Genomic DNA, 26,924 nt, shown 5'->3' on the forward strand with positions numbered 1-26,924 from the left:
CTGTCAGGAATCCTGCGTGAGGGTGAGGTTGAAGTTTGCGAGGTTCACGCTCTGGGTCTGCGCCGTCGTGCCGGTCGCGTTGAATGTGAAGGTGACCTGGACGTCGACCGTCTGGCCGTCGTTGTCCTGGTTGATCGCCACTCCCGTGGCACCGGTGGCCAGGGCGTCGCCGTTAAGGGTTGCGGTGGTCTGAGGAGCGAGGGCGGCAAGAAGCTCTGGGTCGCCAGTGATGCTGCTGGCATCTGCCTTGAGCGTCGCGTGCAGGTTGTCGCCAACCGCGCCGATCTTGGCCTTTGCGTTGTAGACGAGGACATCGCCGGGAACGGCCTTGTAGCTGGAGATGGTGACCGGGCTTCCGCCCTTGGTCCAACCGGGAGTTCCCACGGTCTCGAGGGAGAGCTTGCCGGAGGAGATCGTGCCGCCGTTGAGCGTCTCGGTGTCGCTCCACAGCGCGAACGAGCCGGCCCCACCGGCGAGGAGCAGCGCCGCTGCGCCGGCGGCGATTGCGCCCTTGGTCTGCTTGTTCATGCGGGTGTTCTCGTTTCTTCTGGCCCCGGGGCAGGGGTCGTTACAAGGGGTGGTGCGTCGGCACTCAGACACTTGGACCAGTCAAAACTTTGTTTCACGCATACACCTGGTCGGCGCTTGTCCGGCGCTGGCAGAGCTGGTGGAGCAGATGAACTGGTGGAACAGATCGGCACAACCCCCGCGCTGCGCCGGAGTAATTTGTAGCACCTTCTGCGCCTGGTTGAAGGTAAAACTGGTCAAATGTCCAGTAGAAAGGTTTGTCCTGATCGGTTCAGCTGGTGCGGCAACGCCGACCAGCACCGACAGCCAGCACCGAAACCCCCGTCAGTGCCCCTTGAACGCCTCGGCGAGCCACCACGCGCCGCCGTCGGAGGCGACCTTCGCGTCGATCAGCAGCGGACGGGTTCGCGGACTCGCGACCCATGCGCGCACCGCGTCGAGGTCGCCGACCGACCGCACCGTGACCGCCTCGGCGCCGTACCCACGGGCGATGGCCGCAATGTCGGTGTCGGGGAAGGTGACCGCCGAATGGTCGGTGCCGGGAGAGTCGAAGTGGTGCACCTCCGCGCCGTACGCGCTGTCGTTGTAGACCACCAGCACCATCGGCAGTCCCAGGCGCACCACGGTCTCCAACTCGGAGATCCCCATGAGGAATCCGCCGTCACCGAGCGCCGCGACCGGCAGCCGATCCGGTTGTGCCAGTGCGGTGCCGACCGCCGTGGCCAGGCCCAGCCCGATCGACTGGAACGCCTGCGTGAAGCAGAAGCCGAACTCGTCCGGCACCGACAGGTACGCGCTGGGGTAACCCATGAAGTTGCCGGAGTCCACCGACACCGTCCGCTCCCGCGGCAGGATCACGTCCAGCTCCCGTGAGAGCAGGCGCGGGTCGATCGTCGTCGCGGTGGACAGGTCGTCGAACGGCACGTCGTTCCAACGGCCCTGCGCCGCAATGCGCGAGTGAACCTCGTCGCTGCGGTAGCCGCGACCGCCCTCACGCACCCGCTCGAGCGCGACGGCCGCGGTCTCCCGGCAGTCGCCCAGCACACCCAGGTCGATCGGCCGGTTCGCGCCCAGCGCCGAGTCCTCGATGTCCACCTGCACGACGGTGGCCTCCGGGCCGATGAGCGACCCGTGCCGCATGGTCCACATGTTCAACGCGCAGCCCCAGCCCACGATCACGTCGGCGCCGGCGATCAGTTCCGCGGTGAGCGGGCTCGAGAAGCCGCCGGAGATGCCGAGCGAGAACGGATCTCCCTCGAACAAACCGTTGGCCACCGCCGATGTCGCGACCAGCGCGCCGACCTCATCCGCGAGCGCCGCGATCTGCGGGCCGGCATCGCGGGCGCCGCGCCCGGCGACGAACACCGGCCGCTGCGCCTTGTCCAGCACCGACACCAGCGCGTGGAGCGCGTCCACGTCGGGTCGGATGCGCTGCACCGGCGGCAGCAGCGGAACCGTCCACGAATCCGGCGCCGGCGCCTCCTGCACGTCCAGCGGCAGGCTCAGTACCACCGTCCGGCGCTCCCGCACCGCCGTGCGGTACGCGCGGACGGTGTCGGCCACCGCCGACGCCGCCGAATGCACCCGCTCGGCGACGGCACCGACGCTGCGCGCCAACGCGTCCTGGTCGATCCGGAAGTTCGACCGCACTGCCGCGCCCGCGGTGTCGGCGGTGAGCACGATCAGCGGCGTGCGGCTCTTGGCCGCCTCACCGATCCCCGTCAGAGCATTGGTCAGCCCGCACCCCTGGTGGGTGGTGACGACCGCGGGCAGCTCCGACATGCGCGAGTACGCGTCGGCCATGGTCGCGGCCCCGCCCTCGTGCCGGGCCGCGACGAACGGCACCCCCGCCGCGATCAGGGCGTTGGTGACCGCGAAGTTGCCGCTGCCCACCACGCCGAACGCGTGACCGATCCCGAGGTCGGCGAGGGTGCGACCGACCAGCTGCGCGACGGTGGAACTCATGCGCGCTCGACCAGTGCGAACACGCGTGCCGGGCTGCCGGTTCCGCCGACGATCGGCAGCGGCGACGCCACCAGCACCGCGCCCAGCGTCGGCAGCTTGTCGACGTTGCGCAGCTGCGTCAGGCCGTACTTGTCGTGGCCCAGCAGGAAGTAGTGCGCCGGGAACATCGGGTCGAAGCCGCCCGCGATGCCGGCGTCGATGCCGACCGTCTCCACACCGAACCCGGTGATGGGGCTCGACTCGGCCAGCCATTTGGCCGCCGCCACCGACAGGCCGGGGGTGTGCGGGCCGTCGGCGTCCGCGTTCGCGAAACGCACCGGGTCGCTGCCCCGCTCGCCCCAGCCGGTGCGCAGGATCAGCCACGCGCCGTCGGGCAGCGGGCCGTGCTCGGCCTCCCACGCCTCGATGTGTTCCACCTCGAGCACGAAGTCCGGGTTCGCCTCCACCTCGGCGGTGACGTCGATGACCGCGACCGGACCGATCAGCCGCTCCGGCGGAATCTGGTCGACGCTGGCGCCGTCCCGCCCGGTGATCCAGTGCGTCGGCGCATCCAGATGGGTGCCGGTGTGTTCGCCGGTGTGCAGGTTGTTCCACGCCCACATCGGGCCGTCGTCGTCGAAGTTGCTGACCGTCTCGAGTCCCGCCGGGATGGTGTTGGCGAACGGCTCCGGCAGATGCAGGACCGGTGTGTCCGAGCTGAGCGGCGCGGTCAGGTCGAGCACCTCGATGCTCTTGGAGCCGATCTTGGTGAGCAGGTCGGTCAGCGTCGTCACTATCTCGTCCCATCGGTCGTCGGAGGGGTCGTCGGAGGGGTCGTCGGAGGGGTCGGGCCCGCCGAGCACCCCGACCATCTGCACAGTATCGAGCACGACGCCGACGAACCGACCGCCCGGTCACCCGGTCGAGAGGCCGCCGCGTGCCGGGAAAGGAGGATGCCGGGCAGCTGGCCAGGCGGTACACTCGGCCATTCACGCGTCCCGCACTCCGAGTGGGGCGCGTTGTTTTGCATGTATCCACGCGCGCGCTCAACGACGAGTGCGGCAGGCAGATGAGCGGGTGAACACGGTGCCTACCGGCAAGGTGAAGTGGTACGACGTCGAGAAGGGTTTCGGCTTCCTGTCCCAGGAAGAGGGGGAGGACGTCTACGTCCGCGCGGCGGCGCTACCCGAAGGCGTCGAGGGCCTCAAGGCCGGCCAGCGCGTCGAATTCGGCATGGCCGCCGGACGCCGCGGCCCGCAGGCGCTGAGCGTCAAGGTGCTCGATCCGGCGCCGACGCTGCGTCAGAGCGGCGGCGCGCGCAAGGAGGCCGTGGCCCGCAAGCACTCGCCCGACGAACTGCACGGCATGGTCGAGGACATGATCACGCTGCTCGAGGCCAAGATCCAGCCGGACCTGCGCAAGGGCAAGTACCCGGACCGCAAGACCGCGCAGCGGATCTCCGAGGTGGTGCGCGCCGTGGCGCGCGAGCTCGACAGCTGAGTGGACTCACTGCGGTAAGCAGTCGCTGACAGACGAAACGGGAGCCCTCCGATGATCATCGGAAGGCTCCCGTTTCGTCGTTCCTGGGGTCAGGAGGCCGGGGCGACCTGTCCGCCGCCGGGCATCGGGATGGTCTGCAGGGCCCACACCGGTGCCAGCCCGCCCTGCGCGGGAAGCTGGATGATGGCGCTGATCAGCTGCTCGCCCGGATTGCCGGGCACCGTCACCGCCCACGCCTCGCCGGGGGTGTAGTCGCGGTAGCCCTCGAAGATCTCGCCGGTCTTCGGGTTACCGATCTGGACGTTGAGACGCCAGTCGGAGTCCGCGACCTCCTTGGGCAGCGACAGCTGCAGCGGGTAGCCCTCGGGCACGTGGAGTTCGACGATCTCGAGCCCCTCGCACTGCAGCGTCTGGTCGCAGAACCCCGGCGTGGCCGAGACGGTCTCCTGCTTCGAGTACGCGGTGATGGTCGGCAGCTTCTCCTCCGACTGACCGACGAGGTAGGCGACGACCCCTGCAAGACCGGCCGCCGCGACCACCACTAGGGCCGCGATCAGCGCGACAATCTTTTTCGTCCGGTCCTGCATCATGGAATCCGTTTCTCGTTCGGTGGATCAGTCGGCACGAGGGCTGTGGCCGACGGTGGTCTCCTGGTTCACGTGCTCCGGTCGCTTGCCGCCCAGTCCCGGCAGCAGCGAGGCGCCGCGGTACGTGAGGACGGTCTGCACCAGCCCGATCGTAAGCACCACCGACACGACCGTGAAACCGATCCACAGTTCGGTGGGCAGCAGGACGCCCATCGCGCCGCCGATGACCCAGCTGAGCTGCAGGACGGTCTCGGACCGGCCGAAACCGGATGCGATGGACTCTTCGGGCAGGTCTTGCTGCAGCGACGCGTCCAGCGACACCTTCGCCAGGGCGCTGGCGGCCGATGCCACGAGCGCTGCGAGCGCCGCGGTGAGCAGGTTACCGGTGACCGCCGCGATGATCGCGACGACCGTCACCGCGATCGTGCAGCGCAGCACCATCACCGCGGGCCGCCCCAGCTCCAGCCGGGCGCCGGCGGCATTGCCGGCGAAGTTGCCGATGCCGGCGGCCGCGCCGACCAGGCCGAGCATCGCGGCCTGCATCAGCGCCGCGTGTTCGGTGCTGGCCTTCGCGACGAACGCGATGTACAGCGTCAGGAATCCGGTGAGCACGCGGATGGTGCCGTTGCCCCACAGTCCGGTGACCACCACGCGGCCCAGGGGTTGGCGTCGCTTGTCCGGTTTGACGCTCGCCACGGCGGACACGTCGATCAGTTCGGTGGGGGAGTCGTCGCCGTGGAAGGTCAGCGTGGCCGGCACCTCACCCTCGGTGACCTCCACCCACGCCGGGATCCGCATGCTCAGGTAGGCGCCGAACGCGGTGATGAGCGCGGCCAACCAGAGCGCCCCGGTGGACCCGGTGACCAGCGCCAGGGCGCCGGCCAGCGCGCCCGCGCCGATGGTGCCGCCGAGCAGGCCGAACACCGTCAGCCGCGAATTGACCCGCACCAGATCGATTTCCGGTGGCAGCACACGTGGGGTCACGGCGCTCTTGAGGACCGAGAACGATTTGCTGAGCACCATCATGCCCAGCGCACACGGGTAGAGCGCCCAGCTGTCGAAGTTGAAGACGAGGACGAGCGCGAGCACCGTCCGCAGCGCGAACGACGACGCCAGCGCGATCCGGCGACCCCGCTGCAGGCGGTCGAGCGCCGGGCCGATCAGCGGGGCGATCACCGCGAACGGCGCGATCGTGATCAACAGGTACAGCGCGACCTTGGTCTTGTCCTCGCCGGTGGCCGCCGAGAAGAACAGCGTGTTGGCCAGCGCCACGGCGATCGCGGCGTCGGTCGCGAAGTTCGCCATCACCGCGTACGTGAGGGCGGTGAGCCCGGACTTGTCGGCGCCGTCCGCGGTCGCGGCCCGCCGGAACGTCGCGATGCTCTTGTTGGTCAGCTCGCGACTGCGCATCGCGGCGACCCGGGTGACCGTCAGCTTCCGCGGCATCGGCCGCGGCTTGGGCGCCCCGTCGTCGGTGTCGGCCTCGAGCGCCTCCGCGTCCTGCTTGGAGAACCGTCGGGTCGACTGCTCCGGGTGTTCGGGCGGCTGCTCCACGCGCGCGGTCTCGTCGGGGCCCGGCGCGGCCTGCCCGTTCCGGTCCTGCCCGGTGCGGCCCGGCTCGCCCTGGCTGTGTCCGTTCGGTCCCGGCGGGATCCGATCGGTGGGCGCGGACCGGTCGACGGGATGCAGCGGGGGCAGCGGAGTGCGCCGGGCAGTGGCACGTCGCGCGGGCGGATAGTTGTCGTAGCCGGGGTGTCGCGGGGGCGCGGGGATACGCGGGTCCTGCCCACGCCGGTCGGCGTCGTGGGGTTCGCGAGGTCCGGTCACCCCCCAATTCTGTCCTAGTCCCCGGACATTGCACGACACGGGCGGTCTGTTCCAGCTAGTTCGGACGTGTCGGATGCGTCACGCGCTCGTCACGTCCGCCCTCAGGCGACGAACCGGACCTCGAACATGCGCGGCCACAGCTTCCCGGTCACGAGGAAGCGGTCGGTGCCCGGAATCTGGGCGATGCCGTTGAGGACGTCGATGTCGCGGCTCTCACCGGACGGCAGGGCCTCGCGTAGCGCGGCGGCATCGATCCGGCCGACCGCCACTCCGGTCGCGGGATCGATCCGCAGGATGGTGTCGGTCTGCCACACGTTCGCGTATACGAAACCGTCACTGCTGCATTCGAGTTCGTTGAGCTGATCGATCGACCGGCCGTCGAGCGTGACATCCACCGACCCCGTCGGCTCGAACGTCGCGGGATCACGGAACGTCAGGGAGTCCGAGCCGTTGCTCATCACCAGGCGGTCCGGTTGCGCGCACAGCCCCCACCCCTCGCCGTCGTACCGGACCTGCTGCTTCTGGGTCAGCGTGTCCCGGTCGCGCGCGACCGCGACACCGTCCTTCCAGGTGAGCTGCCACACCGTGTCGCCGACGACGGTGATCCCCTCACCGAACATCGGGCGCATCAGATCGGCACGCGCCCGCTCGGCGCCGGTGTCGAACTCGGTGGCCCGCACCCACGACCGGCCCACCCGGCCGGTGCTCTCGTACAGCGTGCCGTCGGAGATCTCGAGGCCCTGCGTGAACGCGTCCGGGTCGTGCGGAAGCTCGCGGACGATCTCCGGACGCAGCGATTGGGCGATGGTCGCGCCCTCCGGCGGGGTGCCGTCGTCGGTGCTTGCGGTGCAGCCGGCGAGCAGCGCAACGGCCAGCACGGACACTCCGACAGCGACGGGATACGGGGTGTGACGCCGATTCACCGGACCAGCATGACAGCCCGCACGAGCACGGTCCGGACCCAGTGCGGCAAGATGGACATTGTGAGTGTTACGTCGTCTCCAGAGAGCGCCGTCGTGCGCCCCGTCCTCGCCGAAGCCGTCGAGCCTGCCCGAGCGGCACTGACCGCGCTCGGTGAGGGTGGTGTGGGGAAGCACCTGGGCGTGACCGGGGAGGACTTCTGCGCGGCCACCCACCGGTTCGAGGCCGAGCTTCCGGGCTATCGCGGCTGGCAGTGGGCCGTCGTGGTGGCCGCAGCCCCCGACTCCGATCGGGTGACGATCAGCGAGCTGGCGCTGCTGCCGGGACCCGACGCGCTCGTCGCCCCCGAATGGCTGCCGTGGGATCAGCGAGTCCGTCCCGGCGACCTGTCGCCCGGCGACCTGCTGGCGCCGCCCGCCGGCGACCCCCGTCTGGTGCCGGGGTACGTCGCGACCGGCGATCCCGAGGTGGACGACGTCGCGCTCGAGATCGGGCTGGGCCGCAAGCAGGTCATGAGCCGCGAGGGTCGACTGGAGTGCGCCGAGCGTTGGCACGACGGCGACTTCGGACCGGACTCGGACATGGCGAAGGCCGCGCCGTCCACGTGTGACCTGTGCGGTTTCTATCTGCCGCTGTCCGGTTCGCTGCACGCGGCGTTCGGCGTGTGCGGAAACGAGATGGCCGCCGACGGTCACGTCGTGCACGCCGCGCACGGCTGCGGCGCGCATTCCGACACCACCCTGCCGACCGGTGCCGGCACCCCGCGCTACGACGCGTACGACGACGCCGCCGTCGAGGTCGTCGAGATCGAGCGCCCGGTCGCGCCCGAGGCACAGGCCGAGGCGACCGCCGAGATGCAGGCCGACGAGCCCACCGATCCCGAGCCCCCGCTGGACCCGGCATCGACCAGCTGACGGATCCGTTCGGCACCGCGGCGCTGCGGGAGGGGACGCTCCTCGCATGGCGGAACTCGCCGACGCGTCTGCGTGAGGACGCGGCGGCCGAGGCCGACCTCGTCCGCGCCGGCTACCGCGACCGGCTGCTGACCGAACTGGCGCAGAACGCGGCCGACGCCGCCGCCCGCACCGGGATCCCCGGCGCCCTGCGGGTCCAACTGCACGACGACGTGCTCCGGATCGCGAACACCGGTGCACCCCTCGATGTCGAAGGCGTGCACGCGCTCGCCGCGCTCCGTGCCTCCGGGAAGACCGGAAGCTCCGGAGAGTTCGCGGGGGTAGGACGATTCGGCGTCGGATTCACCGCGGTCCGGGCCGTCAGCGACGAGGTGGAACTGCGGTCCACCAGCGGCTCGCTGCTGTTCTCCGCCGCCCGCACCCGTGCCGCCGTCGCGGAGGAGGGCCTGGAGGTGCCCGACGCGGGTGTCCCGGCGCTGCGCCTGGTGTGGGCCACCGACGAACGGCCGCCGTCCGGATTCGACACCGAGGTGGTGCTGCGGCTGCGCCCCGATGTCGATGCCGCGGCCCTGGTGGCCGGATTCGCCGCCGAGGCCGTCGACCTGCTGCTCGAGCTCCCGGGAATCGCGACGATCGAGGTCGGCGACACGGTGCTGCGCCGCACCGAGCGCGAACTCGACGGTGACCGCGCCGGGCTCACCGAGATCACCGTCGGCGACCGCACGTGGTGGCAGTTCCGGGCCGATGCCGCGCGGTGGTTGGTGCCGGTGGTCGACGGGCGGGTGCGGACCGTGACCGCCGACGTCCTGCGTGCCCCCACCCGCTCCGACGAGGAACTGTCGATCCCGGCGCTGCTGATCGCCGACGTCCCGATGCAGCCCGACCGCCGGCGTGTGCTGCCCGGCGCGCCGTTGGCCGCCGTCGCCCGCGGCTACGCACGGTTCGTCGCGGCGCTCCCGCGCGACCAGCGCCCGGATCTGGTGCCGCAGCCCGGATTCGCGCGCAGCGAGGTGGACGCGGCCCTGCGCGAGGAGTTGCTGCGCGAGTTGCGCACGCAGCCGTGGGTGCCCGCCGCCCGCACCGCTGCCTACCCGGATGCCGCCGACCTGGTCCCGACCCGCGCCACCGTGATCCCCGCACTGACCGACGAACTGGCCGATGCGCTCGCCGATGTCGTGCCCGACCTGGTGGACCCGGAGCTGTCGGGGCCGCGGCACGCCCCGGTGCTGGCGGCGGTGGACGTGCACCGGGTGGGACTGGCCCGTATCGCCGAACTGCTGGGCGGCCATCACCGGGAACCGTCGTGGTGGCACGCCCTCTACGACGCGCTCGAACCGCTGGTGGTGGATGCGCTGGCCGTCGAAGAGCTTGCCGCCGTTTCGGTTCCGCTCGCGGACGGTCGCACCGTCACCGGCCCGCGCACCACCGTCACCGGCACCGATCTGGGGCATGCGGTGGATGCGGCCGTCGCGGCCCTGGACTGGGTGCGGCTGGTGCACCCGGACGCCGTCCATCCGCTGCTCAACCGGTTGGGTGCCGAGCGGGCGACCGCGGGGGACCTGCTGTCCGATCCCGCGCTGCGCGCCCGCATCGAGGACGTCGACTACGACGACCCCACCGCCGCAACCGAATTGGCGACCGTAGTGCTCTCGCTGGTCGGACTCGCGCCGCCCGACGCGCGGCCGGGTTGGCTGGGTGAGCTGCCGCTGCCCGACGCCGACGGCGAACTGGTGCCCGCTGACGAACTGCTGCTGCCGGGCGCCCCGCTCGCCGAGGTGCTCGACGACGACTCGCCGTTCGGCACCGTCGACGCGGCACTGGTCGAGCGGGTGGGGGAGGAGTCGCTGCGCGCGCTCGGCGTCGGCTGGGGCTTCTCCGTGATGCGTGCCGAGTTGCCCACTGGCCCCGAACACGACCTCGACGACGAGCCCCGCTGGTGGGACACCCTTTCCGACGACCCCGAGACGCTGGTCGCGGTGCGGGACCTGGACCTGGTCGATCCCGCGCGGTGGTCGCAGGCGCTGACGCTGCTCGCCGGCGACCCGCTCACCGCGGCCGCGCTCGCCGACCGCGACGGCTACACCGCGTGGTGGCTGCGCACGCACGCCGAGATCGACGGACGGCGCCTCGGCCTGCTGCGCGCACCCGACGACGACACGTTCGCCGGACTGCTCGACGTCTTCGACCACCCGGCCGCACCCGCGCTGGCCGGTGCGCTGGCACCCACCGCGGTCGACGACACCGGGCTGGCCCGGGTGCTGCTCGACCGGCTCGCCGACCCCGAGCGCACCCCCACCCCGGACGTCGTGACCCGCACCCACCGGCTGCTGGCCGCGGCCGCGGACCGCGGCGTGCTGGACCTCGACGAACTGGGCCTGCCGTCCGGCGTGCGCAGCCTCGCGGGCGCCGTCGCCGATCCCGACGTCGCGCTGGTGCTCGACCGCGCGCACCTCGGCGCCGTCGTCCCACCGGGGCGCCTGGTGCTCGGTGCGCTGGACACCGCCGCCGCCCTCGCGGATCTGCTGGATCTGCCGCTCGCGTCGGCCGCGGTCCACGCACAGGTCCTCGGGGACGGCGAGACCAGCACGTGGGATCGCGAACCGGGAGCCGTGCTGGCGTGCACGGTGCTGGGGCTGCCGCTGCCGAGCGGATCCGTCGTCGTGCACGACGAGCTCGTCGTGCGGCTCGGCGGTGCGCTCGACGGTGACGTCGCCGTCGCATGGTGGGTGGACACCGACGGCCGGACCCACTGCCGTCGCCGTCCGTGAGGGGAGAGACATGACGTTCGACCAGTCGGTACTGGACTGGATGCTCGACATCCGCACGCCCGGGCTCACGGACGCCGTCACGGTCGTCACGAACAGCGGCGGGACGCTCGCGGTGTTCGTCATCTCCGCGGTCGTGACGACCGCGCTGCTCGCGCGGCGGTACACCGCGGACGCCGTGATGGTCGCCGGCGCGATGCTCTCCGGCTGGGCGGCGATGAGTTTGCTCAAACTTTTGTTCGGGCGTGAACGGCCGCCCCTGCCGGAGCGTCTCGTGATGCTCGAGAGCTATTCGTTCCCGTCCGGACACGCGATGATGTCCGCGATCCTCGCGTGCGTCCTGGGTGCGGTGGCGGTGCGGATCCTCGCCGCCGGCCTCCGGCGGAACCTGCTGCTGGTGCTGCTGGCGTGCTACACCCTGGCCGTCGGGCTCTCACGGGTGTACCTGGGCGCGCACTGGCTCACCGACGTGCTCGCCGGCTGGGCGTTCGGTGTGGCGTGGGCCGCACTGTGGATCTGGGCGATCACCCGTCGAAATACCCGTTTGACGCGCGCGAACTCCGTGTGAATTCCCTCACCCCGCAGATCGGGCGGCGGTGACGACGTCCGAGGCTCAGGCGAGGCCGCGCTGCGCGCCCCGGCTGCCGCGCCGCGCGGCCCGGCGCTGAACGAGGAACAACGCGAATCCCAGGAGGCCCAGGGCGGTTCCGGCATAACAGACCGGAAGTGCGTCGCTCCACCGGTCGCCCACCAGTAGCACCACGACGGTCGCCAGAACCCACGCTGCCGTGCCCACCGCGAGCACCGGGCGGGGATCGGACAGGCGGGCCACGAGCGTCGACGTGCTATGGATTTCGGTCACACGATTAAGTTACCCCTGCGTCGGTGCCCTAATCTGCCAGGTGCGAAACCCCACTTCCCGGCGATTGGACCGAAACTCGACATGGCGGTTACCGACAAAACGACCGAGCCCACGCGGCGGTCGGCGCCCTCGCGGTTGCTCGACACCTACTTCAAGATCACAGAGCGTGGCTCGACCATCAGCACCGAGGTCCGCGGCGGCCTGGTCACGTTCGTGGCCATGGCGTACATCGTCGTCCTCAACCCGCTGATCCTCGGTAGCTTCTCGGCCGACGACGCCGCCGCCAAGACCGACGTCCTCGGCAACATCCTGCCGATCAGCCAGGTCGCGGCGGTGACCGCGCTGGTCGCCGGTCTGATGAGCATCGCCTTCGGCATCATCGCGAACTATCCGTTCGGTATCGCCGCGGGTCTGGGCATCAACAGCCTCCTCGCCGTGTCGATCGCGCCGCAGGTCACCTGGCCCGAGGCGATGGGTCTGGTCGTCATCGACGGCATCATCATCGTGGTGCTGGCCGCGACCGGTTTCCGCACGGCGGTCTTCAACGCCATCCCGCGTGAACTCAAGGCCGCGATCGCCGCCGGTATCGGCATGTTCATCGCGTTCATCGGTCTGGTCGACGCCGGATTCGTCCGCCGCATCCCCGACGCCGCCGGCACGTCCGTCCCCGTCGGCCTCGGCATCAACGGTTCGATCGGCGCGTGGCCGACCGCAGTCTTCGTCTTCGGTGTCCTGCTCATGGGCGTCCTCGTGGTCCGGAAGGTCCGCGGCGGCCTGCTGATCGGCATCGTCGTCACCACCGTGCTCGCCGCGATCATCGAGGCCGTCTTCGATGTCGGCGCCTCCAAGGGCGTCGACCCCAAGGGCTGGAACCTCAGCGTTCCCGTGCTGCCCGACGTCGTCGCGCAGCTGCCCGACCTGAGCCTGGTCGGCGACGTCAGCCTGTTCGGTGCGTTCACCCGCATCGGTGTCCTCGCCGCCAGCCTGCTGGTCTTCACCCTGGTGCTCGCCAACTTCTTCGACGCGATGGGCACCATGACCGGCCTCGGCAAGGAAGCCGGGCTCACCGACAAGGACGACAACCTGCCCGGCGTCGGCAAGGCCCTCGTCGTCGAGGGCGCCGGCGCGATCGTCGGCGGCGGCGCATCCGCGTCGTCCAACACGGTGTTCGTCGAGTCCGCGTCCGGCATCGCCGAGGGCGCCCGCACCGGCCTCGCCAACGTCGTCACCGGTGTGCTGTTCCTGGCCGCGATGTTCCTCACGCCGCTGTACTCGGTGGTCCCGATCGAGGCCGCGGCCCCGGCTCTGGTCGTGGTGGGCGCGTTGATGATCGGCCAGGTGCGCGACATCGACTTCGGCAAGTTCTCGATCGCGCTGCCGGCGTTCCTGACGATCGTCACGATGCCGTTCACGTACTCCATCGCCAACGGCATCGGTGTCGGCTTCATCTCCTACGTGGTCCTCGCGGCCGCGGGCGGCAACGCCAAGAAGGTGCACCCGCTGCTGTGGCTCGTTGCGGCACTGTTCGTCGCGTACTTCGCAGTCGGCCCGATCACTGACGCCGTTACGTGATTGGCGGGGCGCGAGTTCCCGTATTGTTTGATTCTGTGACATCGGATACTCGCGCCCTGGCCAGCGACCTGTCCTTAGCGGTTGTGCGTCTCACGCGCCACCTGCGGGGACGGCGTGCGGAGGCCCAGGTCTCGCTGACGCAGCTGTCGGCGCTCGCCACCCTCGCCGCCGAGGGGTCGATGACGCCGGGCGCTCTGGCCGCGCGCGAGAAGGTCCAGCCGCCGTCGATGACCCGGGTCATCGCGTCGCTCGCCGACCTCGGACTGGTCGATCGCACACCGCATCCCACCGACGGTCGGCAGATCATCGTCTCGCTCTCCGATGCCGGTCACGCCCTCATCGAGGGCGAGACCCAGGCGCGCGAGGCGTGGATGACCGAGAAGCTGTCGGGCCTCGACGACGAGCAGATCGAAACCCTGCGCAACGCCGTCACCATCATCTCCGGTCTGGTCTCCGAGAACGACTGACCTTCCCGGGCCCGGTCAGCGGGACGGGACCGTCGACCGCCCCCAACTGTCGGCAAGATCGCAGTGTGTCAACCGATCTCGCGCCGTCCATGTTCGCGGCCCTGCGCTCGCGCAACTACCGGTACTTCGCGACCGGACAGATCGTCTCACTGGTCGGCACCTGGATGCAGCGGCTGGCGCAGGACTGGCTGGTCCTGACCCTCTCGGGCGGTGACGGTTTCGCCGTCGGCGTCGTGATGGCCCTGCAGTTCGGGCCCACACTGTTCCTCTCGATGTACGGCGGTGTGCTCGCCGACCGCTACGACAAGCGGCGCGTCCTGATGGTCTCACTCGTCGCGATGGCGGCATTCGGGCTGATCCTCGGACTGCTCGACGTCGGTGGGGTGGTGCAACTGTGGCACGTCTACGTGCTCTCGTTCGCGCTGGGATGCGTGACGGCACTCGAAACGCCTGTCCGCCAGTCGTTCACGATCGAGATGGTGGGCCCGGACCGGCTGGCCAACGCAATCGCGTTGAACTCCATGATGTTCAACGCCGCCCGTATCGTCGGTCCGGCGATCTCCGGTGTGCTCATCACGCTGATCGGCACCGGACCGGTGTTCCTCGTGAACGCCGCCTCCTTCGTTGCGGTGTTCGCCTCGCTCGCCTGGATGCGGGCGGACGAACTCACCCGGGCTACTCCCGCACCGCGAGCCAAGGGGCAGGTGCGTGATGGCTTCCGGTACGTGCGGAGCAGGGCCGACCTCACCGTCGTCCTCCTCACCGTCTTCGTCGTCTCCACGTCCGGGCTCAACTTCTCGCTCACGCTTGCGGTCCTGGCCCGCAACACCTTCGACAAGGGCGCCGACGCCTTCGGTCTGCTCTCGACGATGCTCGCGATCGGCATGCTCGCCGGTGCCACATTCGCCGCTCGGAGACTGTCGACCCCGACGGTGCGCTGGTGCCTCGGTGTCGCGGTCGGGTTCGGCGTCCTGGAGACGGCCGTCGGATTCGTGCCGTCCTACCTCGCGGTCGCTCTCCTGCTCGTGCCGACCGGTGCCCTCGTCCTGACGTTCTCCACGGCGGCCATGAGCATCCTGCAGATGTCGGTTCCGTCGGAGATGCGAGGCCGGGTGATGGGCATGTACATGCTGGCGTTCCTCGGTGGAACCCCGCTGGGCGGCCCACTGCTGGGCTGGCTGGCCGACGCGGTCGACCCGCGGGCGCCGCTCGTGGTCGGCGGGTTGGTGTCCCTCGCGACGGGACTGGCCGCCGCACTCTACGTGCGGCGCTCCACGGCCTTCGCCCCTGCCGGGAACACCGTGTAGCTCAGGGCGATGACGCCCCAGACCCCGAGTACGACGGTGAGGGTGTCGATCCAGTCGGACAGGGCTGCGGTGCGGGTCGGGTCGTCGACCATCGCGATCGCCGCGGACAGCAATCCGCACGCGATGCCCCACGCGATCATGGCCTTTCCGAACTCGCGCCACTCGCGGATCGCCCGGCCCGCGCCGTGCCGCGGCGGCTTCACCGGGGCCGGCCCGCCGGCGAACCGGTACGCGAATCGGGCGTCGGCCCAGCAGATGATGCTGTGCCCGAACGCCACCGAGAAGCCGATGTAGGCGGCCGCCAGGCCGTGACTCCACGACGCCGCACTGCCGCTGCGCAGGTCGATCGTGGTGGCGACGAGGAGCACTACGTCGACCAGTGGTGCGCCGATGAGTAGCGCGGCACCCAGGGCGGGGCGGCGCAGCAGGTAGCGGGCGACGAGGCCGGCGCCGAGGAACACCCAGAAGAGGATCTCGCATACGACGATCAGTTGGACGATCATGCTCGACCCCATTTCTAGTACGACTGTGTTAGTTATTCGAAAGCTAGCACAGTCGTGTTAGTTTTGCGATGTGGTGAAGAGGCCGAGCCCCGAATGCAGACGCGAGGAGATCGCCGACGCCGTGCTGCGCGTGATCCGCCGCGACGGCATCGGCGCGGCCAGCGTGCGAACCGTCGCCGACGAGGCGGGCATGTCGACCGGGTCGCTCCGGCACTTCTTCGGCACCCAGTCCGAACTGCTGCTCTTCGCGATGGAACTCGTCACCAAACGGGTCTACGACCGCATCGCCGGGATCGAGTTCAGTGGGGATCTGCGGGCCGACGTGCGCGTTCTGGCCGAGCAGTTCGTCCCCCTCGACGACGACCGTCGCGGCGAGATGGAGGTGTGGCAGGCGTTCACCGTCGCCGCCCAGGCCGATCCCGCGCTCGCCGAGGTGCGCGACCGCTCCGACCTCGCGGTGTACGAGGGCTTCCTGGGAGCCACTCGGTTGCTCGCGGAGGCCGGGATGCTCGCGGCGTCCGCGGTCGAGGTCGAGGCGATGCGGATGCACGCCCTGGTGGACGGCCTCGCGGCACACGGCCTCAACCACCCCCACCGGATCGGTCCCGAGCAGATCCACGCCGTCCTCGACGCACACTTCGCCGCGCTGTTCGCGGCGGGCGGGAGCGCCCGCTAGCCGTCGACCACCCATACGGCACGATGGATCCGTGGTTCACGTCATCGACATCGCAGACCCCGCCGATCCCCGGCTGGACGGCTTCCGAGACCTCAACTCGTCGGATCGTCGGCCGGACCTGCCCGGGGGCAAGGGGCTGGTGATCGCCGAGGGTGTGCTGGTGGTCCAGCGGATGCTCGCGTCCCGGTACGCGCCGATCGGCCTGCTGGGTGTGGACCGCAGGCTCGGCGAGCTGTCCGCGGACCTAGACGGCGTGGACGTGCCGTTCTACCGAACCACGGCCGACGTGATGGCCGAGGTGGTGGGCTTCCATCTCAACCGGGGTGTGCTCGCTGCGGCGCACCGGCCGCCTCCGCTCGACGTCGAGGACGCACTGCGCGACGCGCGGACGGTCGCGGTGCTCGAGGGCGTCAACGACCACGAGAACATCGGCTCGATGTTCCGCAACGCCGCCGGCCTGGGTGTGGACGCGATCCTGTTCGGTGCCGCCGTCGCCGACCCGCTCTACCGCCGCGCGGTACGGGTGTCGATGGGGCACGTGCTGCGCGTCCCGTTCGCGCAGGTCCCCGAGTGGCCGCGTGGGCTGAACATTTTGCGCGACAAGGGCTTCCAGTTGATCTCGCTCACCCCCGATCCTGCGGCGGTGCCGCTGGCCGAGGCGATGACGGGGGAGAAGGTGGCGGTTCTGCTCGGAGCGGAGGGCCCCGGCCTCACCGAACACGCGATGCGCGTCACCGACGTGCGTGCCCGCATCCCGATGGCGCCGGGCACCGACTCGCTCAACGTCGCGACCGCCGCGGCGATGGCGTTCTACGAGCGCATCCGGACCGGCTCGTGACGGCAGGTCCGGCGTCGCCACCCACCCCGTGGTGCACGGGACTGCTGGTCAGTGGCTTCGCGGCGCTCGTGACGTTGGTCGCCGTGGTGGCCTTCGGGTCCGCGCTGGCGCACATCCACGTGCTGCTCGCGGTCGGCTTCAACCTGGTGGTCGTCGGCGGCGCCGCCCCCACCGTGTGGCGTTGGCGGCACCGGCCGGTATGGCGCTGGGTGGTGTACGGCGTCGGGGCCGGCGTGGTCTCCGGTTGGGTCGCACTGCTTTTCGGGGCCCTCTGACGTCGGTCAGTGGTCGCGACGGAACAGGCGGGAGAGCAGCGACGGCCTCTTCGGTGACGGCACCGACTCCTGGTCGCTGCCGTCCTCCGGCTCGCTGTGCGCATTCGGTTCGCTGTGCTCGTCCGGTGCACCAGGCTCTTCCTGCTCCCGGGCCGATTCGGCGCGGCGCGCCTCCTCGAGTCGGAGGACCGACTCGGGAACCTGTCCGGTCGGGTGCACCGCGAACCGCGAGACCGTGATCGACGCCGGATCCAGGTCGTCGCCCAGCCAGCCCCGGGGTGCCGCCTCCGCGAACTCGCCGGGATTGAACGGCAGCGTCTGCGGGTCCGGTAACACGTCCAGCGAGGGGCGCACCGGATGCTCCCCGGCCCAGAACGGACGCTCCCACACCTGCGGGAGGCCGAGGTCCTCGATGATGTGAACCGGTGTGGCGCTGAACGATCGCTTCAGTTCCCCGTGGTCCCAGTGCGCGAACGCGCCCCACGAACCGGCCTTCGTCACCGGACTCGACGAGCAGAGATACGTGTGGCGGAAGCCCGTCGGGTGGATCCAGTGCTCCACCAGTGAAGAAGGGACCGGCGGCAGGGATTCGCCCGTGCGGACGACGACCACCCCGGGGTACCAGCCGGCGATCACCTCGCCCGCTTCGGGTTTCGCGGCGTCCGTCAACGGTTCGTCGCCGAGATATGACACCTCGAGCCCTGGATGCAACTGCCCGACGAGGTCGCGGGCGGCGTCCCGGTCCGGTTCCGCGTCACGCAGAACCGAGGCGGGCTCGGTGGCGTCGACGTACCAGATGGTGGATGCGCTGACCCCCAGCACTGACGTCAGCCGCGCCCGTTGCTCCGAACGCCCAGCAGAACGTCGTCCCAGGACGGCAGTGCGGGCTTACCGCGCTTGTCCTTGCCGTGGGTGTGCTGGGGTGCGGTCTTCGGCTCGTCGTGCTCGGCCTCGTCGACGGGCTCCGGCGTGTCGACCTGCTCCGCCGATTCCTCTTCGATATCGTTGTCCGCCAAGATGATCGACGAGTCTTCCGCGACCTCGTGATCGTGGTCCTGCTCCATGTCGGCCGGGCCGTAGATGCCGTCGCTGGGGACGGGAGCCAGCCCGCGGAGCGGACGCCCGAAGTCGGGATCGATCAGCTGGACCGCGGCGTCGTCGAGGGAGTTGATGGTGCCGCCGTGCGCGTCCGGCTGGTAGCGCCAGTGCGCGGCGTTGGTGCTCCGTCCGGCCTGCCACTGCAGCTGGGCCACCCAGTGGCCGTCCTCGTCCTTCCACGCGTCCCACGTGGCGGCGTCCATGTCGTGGCCGCGGGCTCGGAACGCCTGCGCGACGATCTCGGACAGGGTGTCCACGGCGGGGCCGTCCGGGCGGACCGGGTGACCGGCCTGTGCCATCTCGGCCGCGCGACTGCGTTCGAGAAGCACGGGATGTGCGTAGCGCTCCACCTTGGAGTACGGAATGCCCGCCTGCTCGGCGACCTGTTCGATGGATGCGCCGGCGCGGATACGGGCCTGGATCTCTCGCGGGCGAAGCTGACTGTCCATTTCGATCTCAATCTGGCCGAGTCGAGCGATGTCTCCGCGAGAGGCCGCGCGGAGCTTGTCATCGGCGGGGAGCCGGAACTTTTCGCCGGTATCTGGATCCGAACACACTACGTGCGCGCCGCCAGGTTCGAGACCGATCACTCGCAGCTCTCGCACACTGTCCTCCTCATCGCGCCGACTCGCGATCACGCCGGAATCGACTGTAATTCATCTGTGACCCGTGTGCAGGAAAGACACGCGTGTGAATACGTTTCCTCGCGATTTGCGCACATATCGGTGTTTCGCGGGCGTCCCCGGGACCGATACGTGCGCAAATCGCGGGGCGGCGGGGCGCGCGGACGACGAAAGGGAGGGGCGGTCACGCAATGCGTGACCGCCCCTCCCTTCAGAGGTAGTGCGGGATCAGCCGAGCTGCGAGACGACCCAGTCGATGCTCTTGGTGAGCTGCGAGATGTCCTCGGGATCGATCGCCGGGAACATGCCGATGCGCAGCTGGTTGCGGCCCAGCTTGCGGTACGGCTCGGTGTCGACGATGCCGTTGGCGCGCAGGATCTTCGCGACCGCGGCCGCGTCGACCGAGTCGGCGAAGTCGATGGTGCCGACAACCTGCGAGCGGTATGCCGGATCGGCGACGAACGGCGTCGCGTACTCGGAGGCCTCGGCCCACGAGTACAGGCGCTCCGACGAATCCTTGGTGCGCGCGGTGGTCCAGTCCAGGCCGCCGCCCGAGTTCATCCACGCGATCTGGTTCTCGAACATGAGCAGCGTCGCGAGCGCCGGGGTGTTGTAGGTCTGGTCCTTGGTGGAGTTGTCGACCGCGATCGGCAGCGACAGGAAGTCCGGCGTCCAGCGACCCGAGTCCTTGATCTCGGCGACACGCTCGAGCGCGGCCGGGCTCATCAGCGCGATCCACAGGCCACCGTCGGCGGCGAAGCACTTCTGCGGCGCGAAGTAGTAGACGTCGGCGTCGGCGGCGTTGACCGGCAGACCGCCGGCACCCGAGGTGGCGTCGATCGCGATGAGCGCGTTCTCCGAGCCCGCCGGGCGGGACACTGGCACGGCGACACCCGTCGAGGTCTCGTTGTGCGCCCAGCCGATGAGGTCGACGGAGCCGTCGGCGACGATCGCCGGCGCGGTGCCCGGATCGCTCGAGACGACGATCGGGTCACCGATGAACGGGTTGTTCTTCGCGACCGACGCGAACTTCGACGAGAACTCGCCGTACGTGAAGTGCTGCGAACGCTCACGGATCAGACCGAACGCCGCGGCGTCCCAGAACGCGGTGGAGCCGCCGTTGCCGAGCACGACCTCGTAGCCCTCGGGTAGCGAGAACAGGTCGCGCAGGCCCGAACGCACGCGGGCGACGACGTCCTTGACGGGCTTCTGCCGGTGGCTGGTGCCGAACACCGAGGCGCCGACGTCGACCAGGGACTGCAGCTGTTCGGGGCGGACCTTCGACGGTCCGCAACCGAAGCGGCCGTCTACGGGCTTGAGGTCGGCGGGGATGATCGGAGTGCTCATCGGCGTGAGATGTCCTTCTCGGTTGTGGTGACGGTCCAACTGGTCTAGCTGTGCGAGATCTGGTCCCAGCCCTCGACCGAGTCGGGGGTGCGGGGCTCGGGGCCGGTGTAGATCGCGGCCGGGCGGACGAGCTTGCCCAGACGCTTCTGCTCCATGATGTGCGCGCACCAGCCGGCGGTGCGGCCACACGTGAACATCGCGGGCATCATGTGCGCCGGGACCTCGGCGAAGTCGAGGATGACCGCCGCCCAGAACTCGACGTTGGTCTCGATTGCGCGGTCGGGGCGACGCTCGCGCAGTTCGGCCAGCGCGGCCTGCTCGAGGGCGGCAGCCGCCTCGAAGCGGGGGGCGTTGAGGCGCTTGGCTGTGGCGCGGAGCACGCGGGCGCGGGGATCCTCGGCCCGGTACACCCGGTGACCGAAGCCCATGAGCTTCTCCTTGCGATCCAGGATGCCCTTGACCAGTGCGCGGGCGTCGCCGGTGCGCTCGGTCTCCTCGATCATCGGCAGCACGCGGGCCGGGGCGCCGCCGTGCAGCGGGCCGGACATCGCGCCGATCGCGCCGGACAGCGAGGCCGCGACGTCGGCGCCGGTGGACGCGATGACGCGCGCGGTGAAGGTGGAGGCGTTCATGCCGTGCTCGGCGGCCGACACCCAGTAGGCGTCGATGGCCTCGATGTGCGCGGGGTCCGGGTCGCCCTTCCAGCGCGTCATGAAACGTGCTGTGACGGTGGGGCATTCGTCGATCAGCTTCTGCGGGACGGCGGGCTGGTAGATCCCGCGGGCCGACTGCGCGACGTAGGACAGTGCCATGACGGACGCGCGGGCAGCCTGCTCGCGGGCGGTCTCGTCGTCGATGTCCAGCAGCGGCTGGTAGCCCCAGATCGGGGCGAGCATCGCCAGGCCGGCCTGCACGTCGACGCGGACGTCGCCGGTGTGGATGGGCAGCGGGAACGGCTCGGCCGGGGGCAGTCCGGGGCCGAATCGACCGTCGACCAGCAGGGCCCACACGTTGCCGAACGTGACACGACGACCGACCAGGTCCTCGATGTCGACACCGCGGTAGCGCAGCGCGCCGCCGTCCTTGTCGGGCTCGGCGATGTCAGTGGTGAAGGCGATGACGCCTTCGAGGCCGCTGACGAAATCCTCGGGTACTACAGCGCTTGGTGCCATTGCTCCTGGACTCTCCTCATCCGAGTGCGTCCCGGTGAGGGGTGCACTGCCTTGGACCGAATCAGCCTTCGACTACTGCGGTAACTGTCAGGTGCGGGATGCGCCGCCGGGCCTGGTACCCAAACTTTAGCCGGTGTCACCGGTCACCTGGTCAGCGCATACCCGGGGGTAGCGTCTGAGGCTGTGTCACCAGATTCCCAACGCCGGGGTTCCCGGAAGTCCGACCTCTCCGCGATGCGGGTGAGCTACGGCGAGATCGGACCCGAACGGCCCGTCGTCGACCCCGATCTGGAACCGTCGTGGCTCGACGACGGCTGGCCCGCGCTGGCGCGGCACTGGGTGGAGGACGCCGTCCAGGCCGCACTGCCCGAACCCAACGCGATGGTGCTCGGCACCGTCGACGCCGCCGGACACCCCTGCACGCGAACGGTGCTGTGCAAGGGACTCGACGCCGACGGGGTGCTGTTCTTCACGAACTACGACTCCGACAAGGGCCGTCAGCTCGCGGCCACCCCGTACGCGTCGGTGACGTTCACCTGGATTCCGCTGGCCCGGCAGATCACCGTCCGCGGCCCGGTGGAAAGAACCAGCGAGAACACGACCTCCGACTACTGGGCCAGCCGGCCCCGCGGCTCGCAGTTGGGGGCGTGGGCGTCGCAGCAGTCGCGGCCGATCGGCTCCCGGGCCGAGCTCGAGGCGGCACTGATCGAGGCGGGCGAGCGGTTCGCCGTCGACGGGGACATCCCGGTCCCGGGACACTGGGGCGGATTCCGGATCCGACCGGAGTCGGTGGAGTTCTGGCAGGGCCGACCCAATCGCATGCACAACCGGATCCGCACCCGTCTGGTCGACGGTGCATGGATCGTCGAACGCCTCCAGCCGTGATGCGGGGACTGCTCGCCGACACCACACCGCTGCGCAATCGCGACTACCGCCGGCTGTGGACGAGCGGCATCGTCACGGTCATCGGCGGTCAGCTGACCGTGGTCGCGGTGCCGGTGCAGATCTACGCGATGACGCAGAACTCGGCGTACGTCGGCCTCGCCGGCTTGTTCGGGCTGGTCCCGCTGGTCATCTTCGGGCTGTGGGGCGGCGCACTGGCCGACGTCATGGACCGCCGAAAGCTGATCATCATCACCACGCTCGGGCTCATCGGCACGTCGGTGCTGCTGTGGCTGCAGGCCGCGTCCGGGGTGAACAACGTGTGGCTGCTGCTGTGCCTGTTCTCGCTGCAACAGGTGTTCTTCGCGGTGAACTCGCCCACCCGCAGCGCGATCATCCCCCGGCTGCTGCCGCTGAAGGACCTGCCCGCCGCGAACTCGCTCAACATGACGGTGATGCAGTTCGGTGCGATCGCCGGTCCGCTGCTCGCGGGCGTGCTCATCCCGCACCTGGGCTTCGCGACGATCTACCTGCTGGACTCGCTCGCGCTGCTCGCGACGCTGTGGGCGGTGATCAAGCTGCCCGCGCTGCCGCCGACCGGGGAGGCGCGCCGCGTCGGCCTGCGGGTGCTGGGGGAGGGCTTCACGTACCTCGCGACCCAGAAGGTGCTGCTGGCGTCGTTCGTCGTCGACATCATCGCGATGGTGTTCGGCATGCCGCGCGCGCTGTTCCCGCAGATCGCCGAGGACACCTTCGGCGACCCGAGCGGCGGCGGGCTCGCACTCGGGCTGCTGTTCGCCGCGATGTCGGCGGGCGCGGTCCTCGGCGGCGTCTTCTCCGGGTGGCTGCCGCGGATCCGCTACCAGGGCCGTGCGGTGATCGTCTGCATCGTGCTGTGGGGGCTGGCGATGGTCGGCTTCGGTGTGGTCGTCGGGATCTCGACCCCGGGCAGCTCCGCGGTGCTGCTGTGGCTCGCGCTCGGCTTCCTCGCGTTCGGCGGTGCCGTCGACATGGTCTCGGCGGCACTGCGTTCCACGATGCTGCAGCAGGTCGCCACCGACGACATGCGCGGCCGACTGCAGGGCGTGTTCACCGTCGTCGTCGCGGGCGGGCCGCGGATCGGCGACGTGCTGCACGGCGGCGCGGCCTTCCTGTTCGGCACCGCCGTCGCGTCCGCGGGCGGAGGCGTCCTGGTGGTGATCGGGGTGGTCGTGTCGATGCTGGCGTTCCCGGCGTTCGTCCGGTACCGCGTCAGCCGATCGGGTAGCCCCGAACATGTCTGAGTCGCGAATCGTCGTGTGCGGTGAGGCCCTCGTCGACCTGGTGCCGACGGGGGAGACCACGTTCGCGGCGCACCTCGGCGGCGGCCCGTTCAACGTCGCGATCGCACTCGGCCGCCTCGGCAGCCGCGTCGCCTTGTACTCGAGGCTCTCCACCGACCCGTTCGGGGAACGGCTGCTCGCGGCGCTGGTCGCGGCGGGTGTCGACGTCTCGATCACGCAGCGGGGACCCGAACCCACGACGCTCGCCGTCGCTGCCGTCGACCCCGACGGCGGTGCCGGCTACACGTTTCATGCCGACGGCACCGCCGATCGTCTCGTCGCCGATCCCGGACCGTTGCCGGCATCGGCGGCCGCGGTGTCGTTCGGCACGCTCTCGCTCGTGTTCGAACCCGGCGCGAGCGTGTACACGGATCTGTTGCGCCGCAGCCACGGCGAGGGGCGGCTCACGATCGTCGACCCCAACATTCGGCCGGACGTGTTCCCCGCCGACTACCGCCGCCGCTTCACCGAGTTGCTGCCGTCGATCGACATCGTCAAAGTCTCCGACGACGACGTCCAATGGTTGGGACGGGGTGTGGACGGCACGACGCCGGCGCAGTGGCTCGACCGCGGGGTCGCCGCGGTCGTCACCACCCACGGCGCCGACGGTCTGAGCGTGCGGACGCGTCGGTTCCGCGTAGAGGTTCCCGGTTTCCGGGTTCCCGTCGCGGACACCATCGGTGCAGGTGACACCGTTCACGGTGCGCTGCTGCATTGGCTCGACGAGCATCGCGCGCTGGATTCGGATTCGGTCGAGGGCCTCGGCGGGGGACAATGGCAGGACGCCCTGGAATTCGCGGCGCGAGCGGCCGCGGTCACCGTTTCCAGGCCTGCGGCGGACCCTCCGTGGGCATCGGAGCTCACGGGCGGCTAGTTTCTACTTGAATGTTACGAAGTTACTCACTGGTCTGAGTTTGAGAGGGATCCTTCCGTGCCCGCTGAGAATGACAACAAACCCACACTCAGCTACCCCGGTGGCGAGCACACAATGTCCATCGCCAAGGCGACTGAAGGCAATGACGGCATCGAGCTGGGCAAGCTCCTTGCCAACACGGGTTACACGACGCTCGACCCGGGCTTCGTGAACACCGCGTCCACCAGTTCCGCTATTACCTACATCGACGGTGAACAGGGCATTCTGCGCTACCGCGGATACCCCATCGAGGAGCTCGCGCAGCGCTCGACGTTCATCGAGGTCAGCTACCTGCTGATCTACGGGGAGCTGCCCACCGAAGCCCAGCTGGAGTCGTTCACGGACAAGATCCGTCGACACACGCTGCTGCACGAGGACCTCAAGCGGTTCTTCGACGGCTTCCCGCGCAACGCGCATCCGATGCCGGTGCTTTCGAGCGCCGTCAACGCGCTGTCCGCGTACTACCAGGACTCGCTGGATCCGGAGGATCCGGAGCAGGTCGAGCTGTCCACCATCCGACTTCTCGCGAAGCTGCCCACCATCGCGGCGTACGCGTACAAGAAGTCCGTCGGCCAGCCGTTCCTGTACCCGGACAACTCGCTGAGCCTGGTCGAGAACTTCCTCCGCATGACGTTCGGCTTCCCGGCCGAGCCGTACGAGGTCGATCCCGAGATCGCCAAGGCACTCGACATGCTGCTGATCCTGCACGCCGACCACGAGCAGAACTGCTCGACGTCGACGGTGCGCATGGTCGGCTCGTCGGACGCTAACCTGTTCACGTCCGTCTCCGCCGGTATCAACGCGCTGTGGGGCCCGCTGCATGGCGGTGCCAACCAGGCCGTGCTCGAGATGCTCGACGAGATCAAGGCCAACGGCGGCGACGCCAAGGACTTCGTGCGCAAGGTCAAGAACAAGGAAGACGGCGTGAAGCTCATGGGCTTCGGTCACCGCGTCTACCGCAACTACGACCCGCGCGCCGCGATCGTCAAGGAGACCGCGCACTCGATCCTCAGCAAGCTCGGCGGTGACGACAAGCTGCTCGAGATCGCGATGACCCTCGAGGAGACGGCGCTCACCGACGACTACTTCGTCGAGCGCAAGCTGTACCCGAACGTCGACTTCTACACGGGCCTGATCTACCGCGCGATGGGCTTCCCGACGCGCATGTTCACGGTGCTCTTCGCGCTCGGCCGCCTGCCCGGCTGGATCGCACACTGGCGTGAGATGCACGAGGATCCGGCCACCAAGATCGGCCGCCCGCGTCAGATCTACACCGGCTACACCCAGCGCGGTTACGTGGACCTGTCGGGCCGCTGACCCGTCCTGCCCGACTACGACTGATCGGACAACACACCATGAGCACCAAGCCCGAGATCGATTTCCAGGAGGGCCCCGCGCCCACCGAACTCGTCATCAAGGACATTGTCGTCGGTGACGGCCCCGAGGCCACCCCCGGCGCCAAGGTGGAGGTCCACTACCTCGGCGTCGAGTTCGACTCCGGCGAGGAGTTCGACTCCTCGTGGAGCCGTGGCGAATCCATCACCTTCCCGCTCGCCGGCCTCATCGCCGGATGGCAGGAGGGCATCCCGGGCATGCGCGTGGGTGGTCGGCGTCAGCTGACGATCCCGCCGGAGCTCGCGTACGGTCCGGCCGGCGGCGGCCACCAGCTGTCGGGCAAGACGCTGGTGTTCGTCATCGACCTGCTCGACGTCGTCGTCCCGCCGCCCGCTCCCGAGATCGAGCCGGCCACCGGCCCGGCCCCGGCCGAGCTGGTCATCGAGGACATCGAGGTCGGTGACGGCGCGGAGGCTCAGCCCGGCGGCGTCGTCGATGTCCACTACCACGGCGTCGAGTACGACACGAACGAGGTGTTCGACTCGTCGTTCCTGCGCGGGGAGTCCGTCGCGTTCCCGCTCAACCGGCTCATCCCGGGCTGGCAGGAAGGCATCCCCGGCATGAAGGTCGGCGGTCGCCGCAAGCTCACGGTTCCGCCGGAGCTCGCGTACGGTCCGGCCGGTGCCGGTCACCAGCTGTCGGGCAAGACGCTGGTGTTCGTCATCGACCTGCTGGGCACCCAGTAG

Annotated in this window: 27 protein-coding genes and 1 pseudogene; 16 read left to right on the top strand and 12 right to left on the bottom strand. The window is 69.8% G+C overall.

All coding sequences use genetic code 11. The features are described 5' to 3' along the window. Nucleotides 1-3: 3 nt before the first annotated feature. The 3 genes from DEU38_RS18780 to DEU38_RS18790 all read right to left on the bottom strand — a co-directional run bounded on the left by DEU38_RS18780 (nt 4) and on the right by DEU38_RS18790 (nt 3,266). A complete protein-coding gene (locus DEU38_RS18780; protein WP_114722914.1) occupies nt 4-528 on the bottom strand; it encodes an alternate-type signal peptide domain-containing protein in 525 nt (174 codons plus the stop codon). A gap of 324 nt (nt 529-852) precedes the next feature. Continuing rightward, entirely contained in the window at nt 853-2,493 is a 1,641-nt protein-coding gene (locus tag DEU38_RS18785) for a thiamine pyrophosphate-binding protein (RefSeq protein WP_114722915.1), read from the bottom strand. After that, entirely contained in the window at nt 2,490-3,266 is a 777-nt protein-coding gene (locus DEU38_RS18790; RefSeq protein ID WP_114723003.1) for a cyclase family protein, read from the bottom strand. The genes DEU38_RS18785 and DEU38_RS18790 overlap by 4 nt, the downstream gene beginning before the upstream one ends. A gap of 292 nt (nt 3,267-3,558) precedes the next feature. Here DEU38_RS18790 and DEU38_RS18795 point away from each other — a divergent pair, with 292 nt between their 5' ends. Beyond that, nucleotides 3,559-3,972, top strand: coding sequence for a cold-shock protein (locus DEU38_RS18795; protein ID WP_174908475.1), 414 nt, complete (start codon nt 3,559-3,561; stop codon nt 3,970-3,972). A gap of 89 nt (nt 3,973-4,061) precedes the next feature. On the opposite strand, the gene DEU38_RS18800 is transcribed toward DEU38_RS18795, so the two are convergent. The 3 genes from DEU38_RS18800 to DEU38_RS18810 form a co-directional block, all read right to left on the bottom strand. Beyond that, nucleotides 4,062-4,562: a DUF2771 family protein gene (locus tag DEU38_RS18800; protein ID WP_114722917.1), complete on the bottom strand. Its 501-nt coding sequence runs from the start codon at nt 4,560-4,562 to the stop codon at nt 4,062-4,064. A gap of 24 nt (nt 4,563-4,586) precedes the next feature. Beyond that, a complete protein-coding gene (locus DEU38_RS18805) occupies nt 4,587-6,386 on the bottom strand; it encodes an MFS transporter (protein ID WP_181818847.1) in 1,800 nt (599 codons plus the stop codon). Nucleotides 6,387-6,487: 101 nt separating this feature from the next. Next, entirely contained in the window at nt 6,488-7,309 is an 822-nt protein-coding gene (locus DEU38_RS18810; protein ID WP_114722918.1) for a glutaminyl-peptide cyclotransferase, read from the bottom strand. A 51-nt stretch (nt 7,310-7,360) separates the two neighbouring features. On the opposite strand from DEU38_RS18810, the gene DEU38_RS18815 reads away from it, so the two are divergent. The 3 genes from DEU38_RS18815 to DEU38_RS18825 are packed head-to-tail and all read left to right on the top strand — an operon-like array spanning nt 7,361 to nt 11,554. Continuing rightward, nucleotides 7,361-8,221 (top strand): DUF3027 domain-containing protein, encoded by an 861-nt coding sequence (locus DEU38_RS18815; RefSeq protein ID WP_254622949.1) that lies wholly within the window; start codon nt 7,361-7,363, stop codon nt 8,219-8,221. Further along, the gene (locus DEU38_RS18820; RefSeq protein ID WP_114723006.1) at nt 8,218-10,989 is read left to right on the top strand and encodes a sacsin N-terminal ATP-binding-like domain-containing protein; all 2,772 of its coding nucleotides are present in this window, start codon (nt 8,218-8,220) and stop codon (nt 10,987-10,989) included. Before DEU38_RS18815 ends, DEU38_RS18820 begins: the two co-directional genes overlap by 4 nt. 10 nt (nt 10,990-10,999) lie before the next feature. After that, a complete protein-coding gene (locus DEU38_RS18825; RefSeq protein WP_114722919.1) occupies nt 11,000-11,554 on the top strand; it encodes a phosphatase PAP2 family protein in 555 nt (184 codons plus the stop codon). Between the two features lie 45 nt (nt 11,555-11,599). Here the strand turns inward: DEU38_RS18825 and DEU38_RS18830 are convergent, their stop codons facing one another. Continuing rightward, nucleotides 11,600-11,848: a DUF2530 domain-containing protein gene (locus tag DEU38_RS18830; protein WP_114722920.1), complete on the bottom strand. Its 249-nt coding sequence runs from the start codon at nt 11,846-11,848 to the stop codon at nt 11,600-11,602. An 81-nt stretch (nt 11,849-11,929) separates the two neighbouring features. Between DEU38_RS18830 and DEU38_RS18835 the strand changes: the two genes are divergently transcribed. From DEU38_RS18835 to DEU38_RS18845, 3 genes are all read left to right on the top strand, one after another. Further along, nucleotides 11,930-13,420 carry an NCS2 family permease gene (locus tag DEU38_RS18835; protein WP_114722921.1) on the top strand — a complete coding sequence of 497 codons (1,491 nt, stop codon included), beginning with the start codon at nt 11,930-11,932 and terminating at the stop codon, nt 13,418-13,420. A 35-nt stretch (nt 13,421-13,455) separates the two neighbouring features. Beyond that, a complete protein-coding gene (locus DEU38_RS18840; RefSeq protein WP_114722922.1) occupies nt 13,456-13,887 on the top strand; it encodes a MarR family winged helix-turn-helix transcriptional regulator in 432 nt (143 codons plus the stop codon). An 89-nt stretch (nt 13,888-13,976) separates the two neighbouring features. Then, nucleotides 13,977-15,194 (top strand): MFS transporter, encoded by a 1,218-nt coding sequence (locus DEU38_RS18845; protein ID WP_114723007.1) that lies wholly within the window; start codon nt 13,977-13,979, stop codon nt 15,192-15,194. Here the strand turns inward: DEU38_RS18845 and DEU38_RS18850 are convergent. Further along, nucleotides 15,146-15,697 carry a hypothetical protein gene (locus DEU38_RS18850; protein ID WP_114723008.1) on the bottom strand — a complete coding sequence of 184 codons (552 nt, stop codon included), beginning with the start codon at nt 15,695-15,697 and terminating at the stop codon, nt 15,146-15,148. The genes DEU38_RS18845 and DEU38_RS18850 overlap by 49 nt on opposite strands. A 70-nt stretch (nt 15,698-15,767) precedes the next feature. Here DEU38_RS18850 and DEU38_RS18855 point away from each other — a divergent pair, with 70 nt between their 5' ends. From DEU38_RS18855 to DEU38_RS18865, 3 genes are read left to right on the top strand one after another with little or no spacing between them, the layout of a single operon-like run. Further along, nucleotides 15,768-16,373: a TetR/AcrR family transcriptional regulator gene (locus tag DEU38_RS18855; RefSeq protein ID WP_114722923.1), complete on the top strand. Its 606-nt coding sequence runs from the start codon at nt 15,768-15,770 to the stop codon at nt 16,371-16,373. Nucleotides 16,374-16,404: 31 nt separating this feature from the next. After that, complete coding sequence (locus DEU38_RS18860; protein ID WP_114722924.1) at nt 16,405-17,211, top strand: RNA methyltransferase; 807 nt, start codon at nt 16,405-16,407, stop codon at nt 17,209-17,211. After that, nucleotides 17,208-17,486, top strand: coding sequence for a DUF2537 domain-containing protein (locus DEU38_RS18865; RefSeq protein WP_114722925.1), 279 nt, complete (start codon nt 17,208-17,210; stop codon nt 17,484-17,486). The genes DEU38_RS18860 and DEU38_RS18865 overlap by 4 nt, the downstream gene beginning before the upstream one ends. 6 nt (nt 17,487-17,492) lie before the next feature. Here DEU38_RS18865 and DEU38_RS18870 read toward each other — a convergent pair whose 3' ends face one another. The 4 genes from DEU38_RS18870 to DEU38_RS18885 all read right to left on the bottom strand — a co-directional run bounded on the left by DEU38_RS18870 (nt 17,493) and on the right by DEU38_RS18885 (nt 21,726). Next, a complete protein-coding gene (locus DEU38_RS18870) occupies nt 17,493-18,308 on the bottom strand; it encodes a DUF6928 family protein (RefSeq protein WP_114722926.1) in 816 nt (271 codons plus the stop codon). A gap of 5 nt (nt 18,309-18,313) precedes the next feature. Beyond that, on the bottom strand, nt 18,314-19,189 hold the full coding sequence (gene sepH, locus DEU38_RS18875; RefSeq protein WP_114723009.1) for a septation protein SepH: 876 nt from the start codon (nt 19,187-19,189) through the stop codon (nt 18,314-18,316). 246 nt (nt 19,190-19,435) lie between these two features. Next, nucleotides 19,436-20,554, bottom strand: a complete 1,119-nt coding sequence (gene serC / locus DEU38_RS18880) for a phosphoserine transaminase (RefSeq protein ID WP_114722927.1) — start codon at nt 20,552-20,554, stop codon at nt 19,436-19,438. 44 nt (nt 20,555-20,598) lie between these two features. Next, nucleotides 20,599-21,726 (bottom strand): citrate synthase 2, encoded by a 1,128-nt coding sequence (locus DEU38_RS18885; protein ID WP_114722928.1) that lies wholly within the window; start codon nt 21,724-21,726, stop codon nt 20,599-20,601. A gap of 234 nt (nt 21,727-21,960) precedes the next feature. Between DEU38_RS18885 and pdxH the strand changes: the two genes are divergently transcribed. The 6 genes and pseudogenes from pdxH to DEU38_RS29315 all read left to right on the top strand — a co-directional run bounded on the left by pdxH (nt 21,961) and on the right by DEU38_RS29315 (nt 26,924). Continuing rightward, complete coding sequence (gene pdxH, locus DEU38_RS18890) at nt 21,961-22,611, top strand: pyridoxamine 5'-phosphate oxidase (RefSeq protein ID WP_114722929.1); 651 nt, start codon at nt 21,961-21,963, stop codon at nt 22,609-22,611. Then, entirely contained in the window at nt 22,611-23,891 is a 1,281-nt protein-coding gene (locus DEU38_RS18895) for an MFS transporter (RefSeq protein WP_114722930.1), read from the top strand. Before pdxH ends, DEU38_RS18895 begins: the two co-directional genes overlap by 1 nt. Then, nucleotides 23,884-24,804 carry a carbohydrate kinase gene (locus DEU38_RS18900; RefSeq protein WP_114722931.1) on the top strand — a complete coding sequence of 307 codons (921 nt, stop codon included), beginning with the start codon at nt 23,884-23,886 and terminating at the stop codon, nt 24,802-24,804. The genes DEU38_RS18895 and DEU38_RS18900 overlap by 8 nt, the downstream gene beginning before the upstream one ends. A gap of 57 nt (nt 24,805-24,861) precedes the next feature. Continuing rightward, nucleotides 24,862-26,160, top strand: coding sequence for a citrate synthase (locus tag DEU38_RS18905; RefSeq protein WP_114722932.1), 1,299 nt, complete (start codon nt 24,862-24,864; stop codon nt 26,158-26,160). A 38-nt stretch (nt 26,161-26,198) separates the two neighbouring features. Further along, nucleotides 26,199-26,555: pseudogene (locus DEU38_RS29310) on the top strand (FKBP-type peptidyl-prolyl cis-trans isomerase); the annotation flags it as partial. Next, nucleotides 26,544-26,924: an FKBP-type peptidyl-prolyl cis-trans isomerase gene (locus tag DEU38_RS29315; protein ID WP_254622950.1), complete on the top strand. Its 381-nt coding sequence runs from the start codon at nt 26,544-26,546 to the stop codon at nt 26,922-26,924. The pseudogene DEU38_RS29310 and the gene DEU38_RS29315, both read left to right, overlap by 12 nt.

Origin of the sequence: Rhodococcus sp. AG1013 (assembly GCF_003350365.1) — a bacterium.
GTDB lineage: Bacteria > Actinomycetota > Actinomycetes > Mycobacteriales > Mycobacteriaceae > Prescottella.

Coding starts and splice junctions, on each gene's coding strand:
- DEU38_RS18780 (WP_114722914.1), bottom strand. CDS start 528: ATGAACAAGCAGACCAAGGGCGCAATCGCCGCCGGCGCAGCGGCGCTG.
- DEU38_RS18785 (WP_114722915.1), bottom strand. CDS start 2,493: ATGAGTTCCACCGTCGCGCAGCTGGTCGGTCGCACCCTCGCCGACCTC.
- DEU38_RS18800 (WP_114722917.1), bottom strand. CDS start 4,562: ATGATGCAGGACCGGACGAAAAAGATTGTCGCGCTGATCGCGGCCCTA.
- DEU38_RS18815 (WP_254622949.1), top strand. CDS start 7,361: ATGGACATTGTGAGTGTTACGTCGTCTCCAGAGAGCGCCGTCGTGCGC.
- DEU38_RS18825 (WP_114722919.1), top strand. CDS start 11,000: ATGACGTTCGACCAGTCGGTACTGGACTGGATGCTCGACATCCGCACG.
- DEU38_RS18835 (WP_114722921.1), top strand. CDS start 11,930: ATGGCGGTTACCGACAAAACGACCGAGCCCACGCGGCGGTCGGCGCCC.
- DEU38_RS18845 (WP_114723007.1), top strand. CDS start 13,977: ATGTTCGCGGCCCTGCGCTCGCGCAACTACCGGTACTTCGCGACCGGA.
- DEU38_RS18850 (WP_114723008.1), bottom strand. CDS start 15,697: ATGATCGTCCAACTGATCGTCGTATGCGAGATCCTCTTCTGGGTGTTC.
- serC (WP_114722927.1), bottom strand. CDS start 20,554: ATGAGCACTCCGATCATCCCCGCCGACCTCAAGCCCGTAGACGGCCGC.
- DEU38_RS18885 (WP_114722928.1), bottom strand. CDS start 21,726: ATGGCACCAAGCGCTGTAGTACCCGAGGATTTCGTCAGCGGCCTCGAA.
- pdxH (WP_114722929.1), top strand. CDS start 21,961: ATGCGGGTGAGCTACGGCGAGATCGGACCCGAACGGCCCGTCGTCGAC.
- DEU38_RS18895 (WP_114722930.1), top strand. CDS start 22,611: ATGCGGGGACTGCTCGCCGACACCACACCGCTGCGCAATCGCGACTAC.
- DEU38_RS18900 (WP_114722931.1), top strand. CDS start 23,884: ATGTCTGAGTCGCGAATCGTCGTGTGCGGTGAGGCCCTCGTCGACCTG.